Genomic DNA, 14,623 nt, shown 5'->3' on the forward strand with positions numbered 1-14,623 from the left:
CTATCTCCAGCGTTTTTCATAGGCGCCCGATGTGGTCTGCTGACCCTCACTCAATGCGCGCAGTCGTGAAAGCAGGGCCGCCCGTTTTTCGGGTCCGGCGGCAAGTGTTTGACGAAGTGTCGATACCACTTCCGCGACATAGGCTTTGCCGCGCTGTCGTCCTTCGATTTTCAAGGCTGAAACACCGGCCGCACGGAGTTCGTCTATGTGGTTCATCACATCAAGAGAAACCGGGTCTTCAAAGGCGTAGCCTTCTTCATCACCGATGTTGAAGCGCCCTTTGCAAAGGGTCGGATAGCCTGCGGCTTCGCCTGCCGGAAAGCGATTGATGGTGTAATCGCCGAGTTCCGAAACGAGTTCGGCACCTTCGTTCCGATACCGCACATGGCTTGCAGGCGAGCAGACACCGTTCATATTGGGTGAGCGTCCGGTGGCGTAGGATGAAAGGGAGCAGCGCCCTTCGGCCATGACGCATAAGCCACCAAAGACGAAGACTTCCATTTCGCAGGCGATCTTGCGTCCGAGCTTCGCGATATCGGGGATCGTCAGCACACGCGGCAGTACCACGCGCTTTGCCTTGAAGGCATCAATCAGAAAGCTGATCGCGTCGGCATTGGAAGCCGAAGCCTGTACTGAAACATGCAGCCGCTGCTGCGGGTGGCGCTCAGCCGTATAGGCCATGAGGCCAAAATCAGCGAGGATCACTGCATCGGCACCCAATGCCGAGGCGTCATCAACGGCCTTGTACCAGAGTTGCTCATCGCCTGCGCGCATGAAGGTGTTGATGGCGACGAAGATCTGTGTGCGCCGCGCATGGGCGAAATTGATCGCTTCCCGCAACTCCTCACGGCTGAAGTTGAGCCCCGGAAAATTGCGTGCGTTGGTTTCATCGCGGAAGCCGCAATAAACTGCATCCGCTCCGGCTTGCACGGCTTCGCGAAATGCGGAGGGTGTTCCGGCAGGACAGATCAGTTCCATGAGCGAGCATCCTCTTTTGTGTCGGCGGCGAGCGCTCTGTCGCGAACAAAACCTGCGATGGTCCGTACCACCGGCGCGAAAGGCCCCGCCCCTTTTCCAAGGTCGGCTGGCAGGTCGACATTGCAATCATCCAGCGCATTGCGCAGGGCAAGCATGGCTTCCATATCGCCAGTCACCGTGATGTCGCGCGAAAAGAACAAGGCATCGCCGTCGAGCTTGCCTTCGAGAAGGGCAAGCAGCATCACGAGTGGGCCTTCGATAGCGGCATCGGTCACAAATTCTGCGCTGCTGCGCAGTACCGAAATGCGCGGGGCCCCTGGTTCAACCAGAAAAGCGAGGGGCAAATCCGATGGTCTGAACCCAAACCGTTTGTTGACGTGCTCCCCTAACCGTTCAAACAGGCCGGGATGTGCGCGGATAACCTGAAAGAACACGCGAGAAACGATCGGGCTGAGCAGAAATGGCGGAACAAACCGAACCGGGGCGACCACGGCGGGCGGAATTTTCATCATGATTTTGCTCCAGACACTTCTATGCGCACCTGCTTTGTGACGTCTTCACAAGGACTAGGTGATTCAAGCCCGCAAGAGTTTGATCTGGATCAAAGACGGCAGAAGAATTGCGTATTCAAAGTGAGGCATGAAAAATGCCTCATCACTGCCTTCCTCTTATGACGATCTACAGAGTTTCGTGTCGGAACTTGAAATGCGCGGAGATCTTGTCCGCATCCGGCGTCCGGTTTCGCTCGTGCATGAGATCACCGAGATTCATAAGCGTGTTTTCACAGCCGATGGCCCGGCCTTGCTGTTTGAAAAGCCGGTCGATGCCGAGGGCAAAGTGCAAACCATTCCGCTTCTCGCCAATCTCTTTGGTGCCAAGCGGCGGATTGCCTGGGGGCTTGGTCGCACGCCTGAGGAGCTGCCTGCTTTGGCCAATCTGTTGGCCGAGCTGCGAGCGCCAACCCCGCCGCGTTCAGCAGGCGAAATATGGAGCAAGCTGCCTTTGGCAAAAGCCGCTATGGCAATGCGACCACGTCGTGTCACGCGTGCGCCGGTGCATGAAGTCGTGCATGAAGGTGAGGCGATTGATCTCGGCATGTTGCCGATACAATGGTGCTGGCCGGGAGAGCCTGCGCCGCTGGTGACATGGCCTCTGGTCATCACCTGTGCGCCAGATGATCCCTCTGACATTAATATCGGCATCTACCGGATGCAGAAGCTTGGGCCAGACAGGCTGATCATGCGTTGGCTGGCGCATCGCGGTGGTGCCCGGCATCATCGTATGTGGCAAAAAGCGGGGAAAGATATGCCGGTTGCCGTTGCAATCGGGGCCGATCCGGCAGCAATTCTGGCGGCTGTCATGCCCTTGCCGGAAGGGATGAGCGAGCTTGCATTTTCGGGCCTTTTGTCGGGACGAAGGCCTGCGATCGCAGAGGGGCGCACGGTGCCACTCACTGTGCCAGCCAATGCGGAAATTGTGCTTGAAGGTTTTGTATCGGCGAGCGAAACCGCGCCAGAAGGTCCCTATGGTGATCACACCGGCTATTATAACAGCGTTGAAGAATTTCCGATTATGCGTCTTAGCGCAATCACCATGCGCAAGAACCCGATCTATCTTTCCACTTACACGGGGCGACCGCCTGACGAGCCTTCAAAGCTCGGCGAAGTGATGAACCAGCTGTTTGTGCCGGTTGTGCGCAAGCAGTTTCCAGAGATTACCGATCTCTGGCTGCCGCCTGCCGCCTGTTCCTATCGCGCAATGGTAGTGGCAATCGACAAGCGATACCCGGGGCAAGCGCGCAGGGTCATGATGGGGCTTTGGTCGATGCTGCCGCAATTCAGTTACACTAAGCTTATCATCGCCGTCGATCCCGACATTGATGTGCGCAATTGGGATGATGTGCTCTGGGCACTTTCGACACGCTTTGATGCGAGCCGTGATCTGGTGACGCTCGATCAAACGCCGGTGGATTATCTCGATTTCGCGTCCCCGCGCTCAGGGCTTGGCGGCAAGCTCGGGCTTGATGCGACCAATAAGATCGGGGCGGAAACGGATCGCGAATGGGGCAACGTCCTTTCCATGAATGAAGAGACCATTGCGCGGGTGGACGCAATGTGGGGCGAATTGGGCATTGACCGGGAGACGAGACGATGAAGCGTGTAGTCGTGGGTGTGTCCGGCGCGTCTGGATCATTGATTTCGTTGAAAATACTGGAATGTCTGAACAGGATGCAGGGCGTTGAAACGCATCTTGTCATATCGCAGGCGGCAGAGCGGACACTGCGCTATGAGCTGGGCCCGAACGGCTATTCAATGCTGCATCGGCTGGCAGAAAAGACCTATTCGATCGAGGACGTGGGAGCTGCGATTGCCAGCGGATCGGTTCCGACCGCCGGTATGATCGTGGCGCCCTGTTCCATGCGCACGTTAGCATCCATCGCCCACGGGTTCAGCGATAGTCTGCTGACGCGCGCGGCCGATGTGCAGTTGAAAGAGCGGCGCAGGCTGCTTTTGATCACGCGCGAGACACCGCTGCATCTGGTCCACTTGCGCAATATGTGTACGGTCACCGAAATGGGTGCAATCGTGATGCCGCCGGTACCGGCCTTTTATCTGCATCCACAAACGGTAGAAGATGTTGCCCAACAGATCGCAGCGCGCGCCATTGATCTGATGGGGCTTGGTGAGCAACAGGCTGAAAGCTGGTGCGGATCAGCTTAATTTTGGATGCCTGTCAACGAGCGCCTGGCGGCGTTGCTGCAGCTCTTCGATCTGCTGCTCCAGCGAAAGAATCTCGTCATCAAGCTTGTCAACGCGTTCCTCGATGTGGGAATAGGCCTCCTTGAGCAACAGCTTGGCTTCCGTTTTGTTGGAGGCACTTGGCGTGTCGCCACGCAGCGGCTTATTGGCCGTTTCGGGCAGGAAGAATGCCGTGATGAGACCCACAACGGCTGCACACATCAAATAATAGGCGGGCAAATAGATATTATTTGTTGCCTCGACGAGCCATGCGGCAACAGTTGGGGTCAGACCCGCAACAATGATCGAAATATTAAAGGCTGCCGCAAGCGCGCTATAGCGAATGCGTGCCGGGAACAGTGCTGGCAGTGTCGATGCCATGATGCCGGTCAGACAGTTGAGCAATATCGCCAATATCAGCAAGCCGGCAAAAATAGTCGCAATGTGTCCGCTGGCAATAAGATGGAAGGCTGGCAGGGCAAATAGCAGCAAGCCGACGCTGCCGATGATCAGGAACGGCCTGCGGCCAAACCGGTCACTGAGAAAACCGACAACGGGCTGCACGAACAGCATTCCGATCATCACCACGATGATGATGAGAACCCCACGATCTTCGGAATAGCCGAGGCTCTGGGAGAGATAGGTCGGCATATAGGTGAGCAGCATGTAATAGGTGACATTCGTCACCAGAACCATGCCGATACAAACGCACAATGCACGCCAATATTTGTTGATGATCTCTTTGAAGGACACCATCGGACGATCTTCGATGGCATCGCGATCTGCTTTTTCCAGTGCTTCAAGCTGTTGTGTGAAAGCAGGTGTTTCCTCTGCGGCATGGCGAAGATAAAGCCCGATCAAGCCGAGCGGGGCGGCGAGATAGAATGGAATACGCCAGCCCCAATCCAGAAAGTCTTGTTCTCCGACCATCGTGCTGAGAAACACGACGAGGCCTGCACCGAGCACAAAGCCTGCAATGGAGCCGAAGTCGAGCCAGCTACCGAGGAAGCCGCGACGACGGTCTGGCGCGTATTCTGCGACGAAGATCGCAGCGCCCGTATATTCGCCGCCTACGGAAAAGCCCTGTGCCAGCTTGCAAAGCAGCAGAAGGATCGGGGCCCAGATGCCGATTGTGGCATAGGACGGGATAAGGCCGATACAGAAAGTGCTGGCAGCCATGATGATGATTGTGAGTGACAAAACCTTTTGTCGCCCGAAACGGTCGCCCATGACGCCAAAGAACAGGCCACCGAGAGGGCGCACCAGAAAGGGCACAGAGAATGTAGCGAGAGCTGCAATGGTCTGAATGCCGGGTGCTGCATTGGGAAAGAAAACCTGCCCCAAAGCATAGGCTACGAAGCCATAGACGCCGAAATCGAACCACTCCATCGCATTGCCCAGGGCCGCTGCAGTAATGGCTTTTTTGAGTTTCGTGTTGTCGATGACCTTAATATCGTGAATTTGTAATGGTGTAGCCTGAGATGAGCTGCTTGCAGCATCGCTTTGCGCCATTCGCCACCGCCTTCTTGCGTTTGGTTTTAATATTACTCCACGCAACAGAATAGCGGCCCTGCAGTATAGAACATGCATCGGCCACTTTTCTGTTAAGTGAATGTGTGCGGAGTAACGAGTTGGCGTCTGCTTTGGTTCCGATAAAGCTTATAAATAGTCGGCAAAGAGGGTAAACAGGTTGCTTTATGCTGGCCCAAGCATGATGAAGGTTTCGCTTTTGCTGACCCCTTGAAGCGAGCGGATTGTCGAAATCACTTCATTGAGCTCAGAGATGGTCGAGACTTCCAGTTCGGCGATCACATCCCAGATGCCATTGGTGTTGAATACGCCGGTCAGGCCGGGAACGCGTTTGATTGCGCTGATCGTTGCTTTCAGTGACGAGCCCGACATTTCGATGAGCATGAACGCACGGATCTGATCCTTGCCGATGTCATCGCGAACGCGGACCGTGAAGCCTTTGATGTCGCCATTGGCAATCAGCCGGTCGAGACGCTTTTGCGCTGTGGCACGTGCAACGCCTAGGAGTTCCGCGAGCTGTGGAACAGAAGCGCGACCGTTGATGCGGAGCTCAGTGACCAGTCTCTTGTCCAGCTCATCCATGGCAGTGACTTTCTTAAAAGTAAGTTAGGCTGACGATATCGTCACTATTTTATAAAAATAATCACTTTATATTCTTTTTTGTCAATCTGATTGCAGATAATGATTTTGATAAGGGGAATGCAAATGCAGCTTCTAATACGAACGAAGTGATAGGAGCATTGTGCAAATCCCTGTTCAGGCCGGTTACAAGGTCGCGAAAACAGCGTTAATATAGCTCCAAAACGGGGCTCTCGTAGGGGAACCTTCAACATGAAATTTGCAAAACTTTTTTCCACAGCCCTTGTGGCGCTTGGCATCTGTGTTTCCTTAAACACAGCCAAAGCCGACGATCTGGAAAAGATTCAGAGCAAGGGCAAGATGACGATTGCCCTTTCGGGTGTGTTCCCTCCGTTCAGCTTTGTCGATGAGAGCAATAAGGTTGTCGGCTTTGACGTCGATATCGGCTCGGAAATCGCACGTCGCCTGAAGGCAGAACCAGAAATCGTTACCACGGCCTGGGACGGCATCATTGCAGGTCTCGTGACTGGTCGTTACGACACGATCGTTGGCTCGATGGGCATCACGGAAGAACGCAAGAAGGCAATCAACTTCGTCGGACCTTACTATCGTTCGGGCCTGGCGCTGTTCATTCGCAAGGGTGATACGGTCAAGTCGCTCAACGAACTGGAAGGCAAGACAATCGGTGTGACGCTGGGCGAAACCTCTGAAAAATGGGTTCGTGAGCAGGGCAAATATGAAGTCCGCACCTATAAGGGCCTGCCTGAAATGCTTCTCGATCTTGGTTCGGGTCGTATCGATGCCGTTGTCGCCGATGACGTTCCTGTGCTTGTCGCAATAGGCAAGAGCAATGCGCCGATTGAACAGGTGAAGGACGATCAGCTGCCGCGTTACGATATCGGTATTGCGGTTCGCAAGAACAATCCGGAGCTTCAGGCTGCCATGCAGAAGGCGCTCGACGATATGATGGCTGATGGCACATATAAGGCCATTTCTGAAAAATGGATTGGTGCGGATATCCGCTAATTCGAACTGTTTCGGGTGAGGGCAGCAAAGTGAGCTGCCCTTATCTGATCAATAGTCCCTAAACTCTGCTTTACAGCTTCTCACCAGCCCTTTGGCTGAGAGACATATGCGCCATAGGAGATGTTTTCCTGATGGAGCAGAAAGGTTGAAGGATGGATATCGCACTTATCGGGCGGATTTTTCCCTTCATTGTTGAATCGGCCTGGATCACAGTCCAACTGACTATCGTATCGCTGCTGATTGGCCTCGTTATTGCCAGCCTTCTCGTCATGGCGCGCTTCTCGCGCTATGCGCCTATTCGCTGGATCGCTATCGGCTATATCAGCATCATGCGCGGTACACCGCTTCTGGTGCAGCTGTTCCTTGTGTTTTTTGGCGGCCCGCAGTTTGGTTTTGAATTTACCCCGTTTGTGGCGGGTGTCATCACGATGGGCTTCAACATCGGCGCCTATATGTCTGAAGGGATGCGCGGAGCAATTCTGGCGGTCGATAAAGGCCAGAATGAAGCGGCGCGTTCGCTGGGCTTTGGCAGGGCCGGGACCATGCGGCTTTTCATCCTGCCGCAGGCGGCTCCGCTGATGATCCGTTCGCTTGGCGTTAATACGGTCATCCTGACCAAGAGCACCGCGCTCGTCTCGACAATCGGCGTGGTTGAACTGACCTATACCGCTCAGCGCTTTGTCACTTCGACATACAAGCCATTTGAGGTTTTTGCGATTGCCGGTGCCGCTTACATCGTCATCATCGCTATCATTTCACTGATCATCCGCGGTTTTGAAATCTTTTTCAATGCTGACAGGAGGGCGGAAGCATGAGCCTGGATTTCACCGTTGTTCCGTCTTATCTCGAACTGATGCTGATCGGTCTGCTCTGGACCGTTCTGATAACCATACTTGCGGGTGTGATCAGCATTGTGCTCGGTATTCTGATCGCGATCATCACGCTTCATGCGCCCAAAATTATCAGCCTGCCTGTGCGTGGTGTTGTTTTCCTTTTCATGGGAACGCCCCTGCTGTTGCAGCTCTATCTGCTCTATTATGGCCTTTCGCAGATCGGGATCATGGTGCCGGCATTCTGGACCGGCGTGTTCGGTCTTGGTATGCATTATGCGGCCTATAATGCCGATATTTTCCGTGCATCGCTTGAGACTGTCGACGAAGGACAGATGGAAGCCGCCCGGTCGCTCGGCTTCGGCCATGGTGCATCGCTACGCTATTTCATTATCCCGCAGGCGATCCTCACGGCTCTGCCGCAGGTTGGCAATAACAGCATCATTCTGCTCAAGGACACAGCCGTCCTCTCCGTGCTCGGCATCACAGAACTGGTGTTGAATGCGCAACGCGCCATCAGCGAGACCTATCGCCCCTTTGAGTTCTACTTCGTTGCAGCCGTACTCTATTACCTCGTCAATCTCTTGATGGAATGGGGTTTGAGCAAAGCGGCCAAGAAAGCGGAAGCTATCCGATGAACACACAGACCCCCATGATCGAGTTGCGTCAGATCAGGAAATCCTATGGCGAGCATGAGGTGCTGAAAGGCATCGACCTGACCGTCGCGCGAGGCAAGATCGTTTCCATTATCGGCCCCAGCGGATCAGGTAAAAGCACGCTTTTGCGTTCGATCAACATGCTGGAAGAAACATCAAGCGGTGAAATCTGGCTTGATGGGCATCAGGTCAATCGCCCGCTTAAAGGCCGCGCTTTTGAAAAACACATCAACCATATCCGTCAGGAAATGGGGATGGTTTTCCAGCAGTTTAACCTCTTTCCGCATTTGACGGTTCTGCAGAACATCATGGTCGGACCGATGAAGCTTAAGGGCCTGTCACGAGCCGATGCATTGGAACGCGCCAACAATCTGCTCGCCAAGGTCGGTCTTGTCGACAAGGGCAACGCCTATCCGGCACGTCTTTCCGGCGGTCAGAAGCAGCGCGTTGCGATTGCTCGCGCTCTGGCGATGCAGCCCAAGGTCATGCTTTTTGATGAAGCAACCTCTGCGCTCGATCCGGAGCTAGTTGAGGAAGTCAATCAGGTCATGAAGCAGCTCGCAAATGAGCACATGACCATGTTGATCGTAACGCATGAAATGCGCTTTGCGGCGGAAGTCTCCGATCATGTGATGTTCATGGACGGTGGTGTGGTGGTTGAACAGGGTGTGCCGCAGCAGGTTCTGTCCAATCCAACCGAGGAACGGACCCGAGCCTTCTTGAGAAAACATCTTTCGCACTAGTCGCCTGATCCAACGCGAACGGCATCGTAATACTTATATTCTGCAGCGTATTTCTATCATCTCGGAATACGCTCTAATCGACGGAGATTAGATTTCATGACTGCGAATGTTTCAAACGGCGCGCAAAACGCCGTAACGACGGCGCACAACCATATTAATGCGCAGCATGTCGAAGAGCTGGCCCTGCGCATGGTCGGTTGGAGCAGCGAAACCGGCACTCCCGGTGAAGCCGAATTTTCCGAGCGTCTCGTTGGCTTGTTGAAGGAAATTCCATATTTCCAGCAAAACCCGGACAATATTCGCACCGTTGCCAGCCATGGCGATCCGCTGACGCATAATGTGGTCGCGCTGGTCCGTGGTAACGGCAAACGCACGCTTGCACTCGCAGGCCATTTCGATACGGTCGCGACTGATAATTATCACGAGCTGAAGTCGCTTGCATGCGACAGCCGCAACCTCAAAGATGCGCTTATCAAGGATCTGTCGAAGCGCGCCCGTTCCGCTCAGGAAGAACGCGCGCTTGAAGATTTGCTCAGCGGCGATTTCCTTCCCGGTCGTGGCTTGCTTGATATGAAAAGCGGTCTTGCCGTGGGCATTGCATGCGCGGAGAAATTCGCGGCTGACCCGGATCGCAGCGGCAATCTGCTGCTGGTTTTCACACCGGACGAAGAGCGCGAAAGCCGCGGCATGCGCTCAATGCGCAACGCGCTGCCGACGATTGCCCGTGATTTCGACATTGAAATCTCGGCAGCGATCAATCTCGACGTGACGTCCGATCAGGGCGACGGAAAAGAAGGTCGTGCGGTTTATGCTGGGACCATCGGAAAGCTGCTGCCCTTTGCGCTGGTTATCGGATTGAGTTCCCATGCAAGCTATCCTTATGAAGGTGTCAGCGCGCAGGCGATGGCCGCTAGCATTCTGGCGCGCTTTGAAGGCAATGCAGCGCTTGCCGATCGCGATGAAAATGATATCTCGCCGCCACCGATCTGCCTTGAGGCGAAAGACCTCCGCGATGGCTATGAAGTGACGACGCCGGAGCGCTTCTGGATCGCACTTAACTGGCTTTACCACGCCATGACTGCCGACGAGCTGTTCAGCCGTTTCCAAAATGAAGTGCTGGCGGGCGCGAAAGAGGCTGTCGAACGCTTTGCAGCACAATCAGAAGCTTTCGGCCAGTTGATCGGCAAGCGTGCAGGCGCAATTCCGGCTGCACCAAAGCTCATCACTTTCGAGCAGTTGCGTGCAATGGCTGCCGTTGTTGCTGGTGAACAGTTTGAAGCGCTTTACAGTGCGCAGGAAAAGCGTCTTGCCGATATCGACAATCCGCTATCGGTCAGCCGTCAGTTGACCGAGTGGCTTGTCGGCGTTGCGCATCTGTCAGGTCCGGCAGTTGTGGTTGGTTTTGCAGGTCTGCATTATCCGGCAAGCCATCTCGACGATGCTCAGGCCAATGATCGCGCTTTTAAGCAGGCTATCGACACAACGATGCAGACTTTTGCGGCCTTCCCGGATCAGTCGCTTGTCTGGAAGCCGCATTTCCAGGGCATCTCAGACATGAGCTTCCTGGGGCAGGCAACGCTTGGTCAGGACATCGTGTCGAACAATACACCTGTTGCCCGCCTTGTCGATCATCCAGCGGGCGACGCTTTGCGTTTTCCGGTGGTTAATATCGGCCCATGGGGACGTGAGTTCCATCAGAAGCTGGAGCGCGTACACGCGCCTTATGCCTTTGAAGTGTTGCCGCAGATCGTTTCGATGATCGCGGAAAATTTCCTCGTAACCAAGGCCTGAGCCAGCAGCGCTCTGCTGAAATATGTTGGATAAAGGTTCATATCAATGACCAATGAAAAGCTGAACATTGTTCCCTTCGTCAGTGTCGATCACATGATGAAGCTCGTGCTCACCGTGGGTGTCGAAACCTTCCTCAAGGAGCTGGCCGAGGTGATCGAGGAAGATTTCCGCCGTTGGGAGCAGTTCGACAAGACGCCGCGCGTCGCTTCGCATTCTGATGAAGGCGTCATCGAGTTGATGCCAACGAGCGATGGCACGCTTTATGGCTTCAAATATGTGAACGGCCATCCGAAGAACACCAGGGAAGGTCGCCAGACCGTCACCGCCTTTGGTGTGCTGGCCGATGTTGGCAATGGCTATCCAATGCTGCTGACCGAAATGACGATCCTGACGGCATTGCGCACGGCGGCTATGTCGGCGGTTGCTGCGAAACATCTTGCCCGACCTGATTCAAAGACCATGACGATTATTGGCAATGGCGCACAGAGCGAGTTTCAGGCGCTGGCGTTCAAAGCTATTCTGGGGATCGAAAATCTGCGTCTGTTTGATATTGATCGCTCGGCAAGTGAACGTTGCGCACGCAATCTGAGCGACAATGGCCTTTCGATTACGATCCACGCCACTTCGCAGGAAGCCGTTGAAGGTGCCGACATCATCACGACTGTCACAGCCGACAAGCAATATGCGACCATTCTGAGCGACAACATGGTTGGACCCGGCGTGCATATCAACGCAGTTGGCGGCGATTGCCCTGGCAAGACTGAGCTCAACAAGGATATCCTGTTGCGCTCCGACATTTTTGTCGAGTACCCGCCGCAGACCCGCATTGAAGGTGAAATCCAGCAGCTTGAAGCCGATTATCCGGTCAAGGAACTATGGGAAGTTATCACGGGTGCTGTTGCAGGCCGTGCATCAGACCGTGCCATTACCTTGTTTGACAGTGTCGGTTTCGCAATCGAAGATTTTTCTGCGCTGCGTTATGTGCGCAGCAAACTGCAGGAAACAGGTCTCTATGTCGAACTCGACATGCTTGCTGACCCGGATGAGCCGCGCGATCTCTACGGTATGCTGCTCCGGTGTGAAAAGGCACTGAAAAAAGCGGCCTGATTATTGGCAAGGCCGGTGGCGGGAACCACCGGCCCTTTTATACGCTGCTGAGCAGGATGCTGGTTTCACTGTTCAGCACGCCTTCGATTGTTCGCACTTCGCGCAAGACGCGATCGAACTCATGAAGGCTTTCCGCATGGATTTCTGCCACCAGATCCCACGATCCATTGGTCGTATGCAGGGTGCGTATCTGCGGCAGTCCGCGCAAGAGCTTGATGACTTTGGTCGTTGATCGGCCTTGCACCTCAATCAACATGATCGCGTGCACCACACCATCATCGTAATCCTGCCGAACCCGGATCGTGAAGCCAAGTGCGGCACCTGTTTCGAGCAGGCGGTCGAGCCGTACCTGAACTGTGCCGCGTGAAACGCCAAGGATTGTAGCCAGTTTCGAAAGCGGCGCGCGTCCGTCCTCCCGCAGAATGGCAATGAGTTTATGATCCAGTTCATCAAAAATATGCATAGCATTTTTTACATTCTGACTGTGCAAATTGCCAGAATTTTTACAAATGACCCAGCAGTTTTACAGTTTTAACTGACTTTATGCCATCTTACTCTGCTTCTCGAAGTGCTGATGGAGGAGAGTGTGAGCATGTTTGAGAGCCGACAAAGTGGCCTGATAGAGCAACTCAAATTCTTGCTGAATTCGTTTCCGTTGGTGAAGCGATAGGCGCTTTACATCTTTGTTTTTACGCATGTCTTTTGCGGCATGCTTTAGCAGTGAGAATAGTCTGAGAATGAGCGGACCATCTGTCCAGAGCCCAAAATCGGTCGTTATGATCCGACCGCACCACTTCACCCCCAATGCGCAGACCGCAAAGGACAATGCGTTTCAGTCCGTTGATGAGCGCCGCTCTGCTGAGATGGTTGCAAAAGCAGCCTTCGACGAAGTGACGGACATGGCCGAGGGATTGGCCGATGCGGGCGTGACGGTGCATCTCTTTGAAGACGAAACCCACGCGCTGCCTGATTCCGTTTTTCCAAATAACTGGTTTTCCACCCATTCGGGCGGACATGTCGCTATTTATCCGATGTTCTCGGAAAGCCGTCAGAAAGAACGTCGTCCCGACGTCATCGAAATGTTGAAGCGTGATTATCGCGTTCAGGATGTCATTGATTATTCGGGTCTCGAGCGCGATCACTTCTATCTCGAAGGCACGGGTGCCATGGTGCTCGACCATATTGGACGTGTTGCCTATGCAGCCCGCTCCAACCGCACCAACGAAGTTGCGCTTGAGCGTTTCTGCACGCATTTCAATTTTGAGCCGATGGTATTCGATGCGCTCGATTCGTCAGGCAAGCCGATTTATCACACCAATGTTCTGATGTGCATTGGCACTGATTACGCGTTGGTCGGCACCGATATGATTACCGATCCGGCCCGTCGTCAGGAGATCGTCGATCGCCTGCAGGAAACAGGCCGCACAGTTATTCATCTCACCGCTGAACAGATCGGCGAATTTGCCGGTAATGCCATTGAGCTTGAAGGCCGGGATGGCCGCGTTCTGGCCCTTTCTGCCCGCGCTTTTGCCGCTTTAAGCAAAGCCCAGATCGAGACAATCGAGCAGACTGCAAAGCTTTTGCCTTTCGCTGTGCCGACGATTGAGCTGGCAGGTGGATCGGTACGCTGCATGCTCGCAGGCATTCATCTCTCACGCCGCACAACAAACGGCACACATTTGCTTTACGCAACAACAAGAGCCGGGTAGATAGGCTCCAGCTAAATTGAGGGTAACCTTTCATGTCTTCTAACAGACCCGTTTATGAGTTTAATTCGATCATCGTCCGTGAACCTTCGCGCTCGGTGGTAAATGGCCTTCGCGCGCTGGATACCGGCAACCCGACCTATGAAGGCGTGAAGGCTGAGCACGATGCTTATATCGCTGCCATGCGCGCCGCAGGCGTAGAGGTTACGATCCTTCCAGCACTTGAAGATTTCCCAGATTCCATTTTCGTCGAAGACCCGGCACTCGTCTTCACCGAAGGTGCAATTCTGCTCCGTCCAGGTGCGCTTACGCGCGTTGGTGAAACAGCTGTCATCGAACCGACGCTGCGCCAGATGTTTGATACGGTTGTTGAACTGCCGGAACCAGGCTTTGCTGATGGCGGCGACGTTCTGACGACACAGAAGAGTGTCATGATCGGCCTTTCCGCCCGTACCGACAAAGCGGGCGCAGCAGCACTTATCGCCAGCCTCGATAAGATTGGTCGCAAGGGTGAGGTTGTCTCGACCCCTGAAGGCGTCCTTCATTTCAAAACCGACTGCTCGCTGGTCGATGAAGAAACCGTTCTTTCCACGAGCCGTCTCGCGAAGTCCGGCGTATTTTCTGGTCTTCGCCAGCTGATCGTTCCAGAAGGTGAAGAAGCTGCTGCCAATGCGCTGCGCGTCAATGACGTCGTGATGGTTGGCTCCGATTTCCCACGCACCATCGAGTTGCTGGAGAAGAGCGGTTATAACGTGGTTCCGCTCAAGACCACGGAGATCGGCAAGATCGATGCTGGCCTCTCCTGCATGTCGCTTCGCTGGTATCGCAAGTAATTCTGACGGCTCAGGGGCATCCGCTCCTGAGCCGTTTTTGTATGCGCATTCCCTGTGCTTGCTATCATTACAGGCAAGCCAACAAAAATATAAGGAGAACGGGAAC

Annotated in this window: 15 protein-coding genes; 10 read left to right on the forward strand and 5 right to left on the reverse strand. The window is 54.3% G+C overall.

The genetic code is table 11. The features are described 5' to 3' along the window. A complete protein-coding gene (ubiU, locus tag C9380_RS18325) occupies nucleotides 1-978 on the reverse strand; it encodes a ubiquinone anaerobic biosynthesis protein UbiU (RefSeq protein ID WP_105534870.1) in 978 nt (325 codons plus the stop codon). Further along, nucleotides 969-1,490 (reverse strand): ubiquinone anaerobic biosynthesis accessory factor UbiT, encoded by a 522-nt coding sequence (gene ubiT / locus C9380_RS18330; protein ID WP_105534871.1) that lies wholly within the window; start codon nucleotides 1,488-1,490, stop codon nucleotides 969-971. The genes ubiU and ubiT overlap by 10 nt, the downstream gene beginning before the upstream one ends. Before the next feature lie 127 nt (nucleotides 1,491-1,617). On the opposite strand from ubiT, the gene C9380_RS18335 reads away from it, so the two are divergent. Both C9380_RS18335 and C9380_RS18340 read left to right on the forward strand, forming a co-directional pair. After that, nucleotides 1,618-3,132: a UbiD family decarboxylase gene (locus C9380_RS18335; RefSeq protein WP_128094231.1), complete on the forward strand. Its 1,515-nt coding sequence runs from the start codon at nucleotides 1,618-1,620 to the stop codon at nucleotides 3,130-3,132. After that, the gene (locus C9380_RS18340) at nucleotides 3,129-3,698 is read left to right on the forward strand and encodes a UbiX family flavin prenyltransferase (RefSeq protein ID WP_024895607.1); all 570 of its coding nucleotides are present in this window, start codon (nucleotides 3,129-3,131) and stop codon (nucleotides 3,696-3,698) included. The genes C9380_RS18335 and C9380_RS18340 overlap by 4 nt, the downstream gene beginning before the upstream one ends. On the opposite strand, the gene proP is transcribed toward C9380_RS18340, so the two are convergent. Beyond that, the gene (gene proP, locus C9380_RS18345) at nucleotides 3,690-5,228 is read right to left on the reverse strand and encodes a glycine betaine/L-proline transporter ProP (protein ID WP_024895606.1); all 1,539 of its coding nucleotides are present in this window, start codon (nucleotides 5,226-5,228) and stop codon (nucleotides 3,690-3,692) included. The genes C9380_RS18340 and proP overlap by 9 nt on opposite strands. Nucleotides 5,229-5,411: 183 nt before the next feature. After that, complete coding sequence (locus tag C9380_RS18350) at nucleotides 5,412-5,828, reverse strand: Lrp/AsnC family transcriptional regulator (RefSeq protein WP_100557622.1); 417 nt, start codon at nucleotides 5,826-5,828, stop codon at nucleotides 5,412-5,414. Nucleotides 5,829-6,077: 249 nt separating this feature from the next. Here C9380_RS18350 and C9380_RS18355 point away from each other — a divergent pair, with 249 nt between their 5' ends. The 6 genes from C9380_RS18355 to ocd all read left to right on the forward strand — a co-directional run bounded on the left by C9380_RS18355 (nucleotide 6,078) and on the right by ocd (nucleotide 11,978). After that, complete coding sequence (locus C9380_RS18355) at nucleotides 6,078-6,851, forward strand: ABC transporter substrate-binding protein (protein ID WP_024895604.1); 774 nt, start codon at nucleotides 6,078-6,080, stop codon at nucleotides 6,849-6,851. 152 nt (nucleotides 6,852-7,003) lie between these two features. Continuing rightward, nucleotides 7,004-7,666 (forward strand): amino acid ABC transporter permease, encoded by a 663-nt coding sequence (locus C9380_RS18360; protein ID WP_128094232.1) that lies wholly within the window; start codon nucleotides 7,004-7,006, stop codon nucleotides 7,664-7,666. Next, on the forward strand, nucleotides 7,663-8,319 hold the full coding sequence (locus C9380_RS18365; RefSeq protein ID WP_100557623.1) for an amino acid ABC transporter permease: 657 nt from the start codon (nucleotides 7,663-7,665) through the stop codon (nucleotides 8,317-8,319). The genes C9380_RS18360 and C9380_RS18365 overlap by 4 nt, the downstream gene beginning before the upstream one ends. Further along, entirely contained in the window at nucleotides 8,316-9,080 is a 765-nt protein-coding gene (locus tag C9380_RS18370) for an amino acid ABC transporter ATP-binding protein (RefSeq protein WP_024895601.1), read from the forward strand. Before C9380_RS18365 ends, C9380_RS18370 begins: the two co-directional genes overlap by 4 nt. 189 nt (nucleotides 9,081-9,269) lie before the next feature. After that, entirely contained in the window at nucleotides 9,270-10,871 is a 1,602-nt protein-coding gene (locus tag C9380_RS18375; protein ID WP_374844446.1) for a M20/M25/M40 family metallo-hydrolase, read from the forward strand. A gap of 45 nt (nucleotides 10,872-10,916) precedes the next feature. Then, complete coding sequence (gene ocd, locus C9380_RS18380; protein ID WP_128094234.1) at nucleotides 10,917-11,978, forward strand: ornithine cyclodeaminase; 1,062 nt, start codon at nucleotides 10,917-10,919, stop codon at nucleotides 11,976-11,978. 37 nt (nucleotides 11,979-12,015) lie between these two features. On the opposite strand, the gene C9380_RS18385 is transcribed toward ocd, so the two are convergent. Then, complete coding sequence (locus C9380_RS18385) at nucleotides 12,016-12,441, reverse strand: Lrp/AsnC family transcriptional regulator (protein ID WP_024895598.1); 426 nt, start codon at nucleotides 12,439-12,441, stop codon at nucleotides 12,016-12,018. A gap of 274 nt (nucleotides 12,442-12,715) precedes the next feature. Here C9380_RS18385 and ctlX point away from each other — a divergent pair, with 274 nt between their 5' ends. Both ctlX and C9380_RS18395 read left to right on the forward strand, forming a co-directional pair. After that, nucleotides 12,716-13,687 carry a citrulline utilization hydrolase CtlX gene (gene ctlX, locus C9380_RS18390; protein ID WP_128094235.1) on the forward strand — a complete coding sequence of 324 codons (972 nt, stop codon included), beginning with the start codon at nucleotides 12,716-12,718 and terminating at the stop codon, nucleotides 13,685-13,687. Nucleotides 13,688-13,719: 32 nt separating this feature from the next. Continuing rightward, the gene (locus C9380_RS18395; protein ID WP_024895596.1) at nucleotides 13,720-14,517 is read left to right on the forward strand and encodes a dimethylarginine dimethylaminohydrolase family protein; all 798 of its coding nucleotides are present in this window, start codon (nucleotides 13,720-13,722) and stop codon (nucleotides 14,515-14,517) included. Nucleotides 14,518-14,623: the final 106 nt, after the last annotated feature.

The sequence above is a fragment of the Brucella pituitosa genome (assembly GCF_003049685.1).
GTDB lineage: Bacteria > Pseudomonadota > Alphaproteobacteria > Rhizobiales > Rhizobiaceae > Brucella > Brucella pituitosa.

Excerpts from the sequence above, each read along its gene's own strand:
- ubiU (WP_105534870.1), bottom strand. The coding sequence starts at position 978 with ATGGAACTGATCTGTCCTGCCGGAACACCCTCCGCATTTCGCGAAGCC.
- ubiT (WP_105534871.1), bottom strand. The coding sequence starts at position 1,490 with ATGATGAAAATTCCGCCCGCCGTGGTCGCCCCGGTTCGGTTTGTTCCG.
- C9380_RS18335 (WP_128094231.1), top strand. The coding sequence starts at position 1,618 with ATGAAAAATGCCTCATCACTGCCTTCCTCTTATGACGATCTACAGAGT.
- C9380_RS18340 (WP_024895607.1), top strand. The coding sequence starts at position 3,129 with ATGAAGCGTGTAGTCGTGGGTGTGTCCGGCGCGTCTGGATCATTGATT.
- proP (WP_024895606.1), bottom strand. The coding sequence starts at position 5,228 with ATGGCGCAAAGCGATGCTGCAAGCAGCTCATCTCAGGCTACACCATTA.
- C9380_RS18350 (WP_100557622.1), bottom strand. The coding sequence starts at position 5,828 with ATGGATGAGCTGGACAAGAGACTGGTCACTGAGCTCCGCATCAACGGT.
- C9380_RS18355 (WP_024895604.1), top strand. The coding sequence starts at position 6,078 with ATGAAATTTGCAAAACTTTTTTCCACAGCCCTTGTGGCGCTTGGCATC.
- C9380_RS18360 (WP_128094232.1), top strand. The coding sequence starts at position 7,004 with ATGGATATCGCACTTATCGGGCGGATTTTTCCCTTCATTGTTGAATCG.
- C9380_RS18365 (WP_100557623.1), top strand. The coding sequence starts at position 7,663 with ATGAGCCTGGATTTCACCGTTGTTCCGTCTTATCTCGAACTGATGCTG.
- C9380_RS18370 (WP_024895601.1), top strand. The coding sequence starts at position 8,316 with ATGAACACACAGACCCCCATGATCGAGTTGCGTCAGATCAGGAAATCC.
- C9380_RS18375 (WP_374844446.1), top strand. The coding sequence starts at position 9,270 with ATGGTCGGTTGGAGCAGCGAAACCGGCACTCCCGGTGAAGCCGAATTT.
- ocd (WP_128094234.1), top strand. The coding sequence starts at position 10,917 with ATGACCAATGAAAAGCTGAACATTGTTCCCTTCGTCAGTGTCGATCAC.
- C9380_RS18385 (WP_024895598.1), bottom strand. The coding sequence starts at position 12,441 with ATGCATATTTTTGATGAACTGGATCATAAACTCATTGCCATTCTGCGG.
- ctlX (WP_128094235.1), top strand. The coding sequence starts at position 12,716 with ATGAGCGGACCATCTGTCCAGAGCCCAAAATCGGTCGTTATGATCCGA.
- C9380_RS18395 (WP_024895596.1), top strand. The coding sequence starts at position 13,720 with ATGTCTTCTAACAGACCCGTTTATGAGTTTAATTCGATCATCGTCCGT.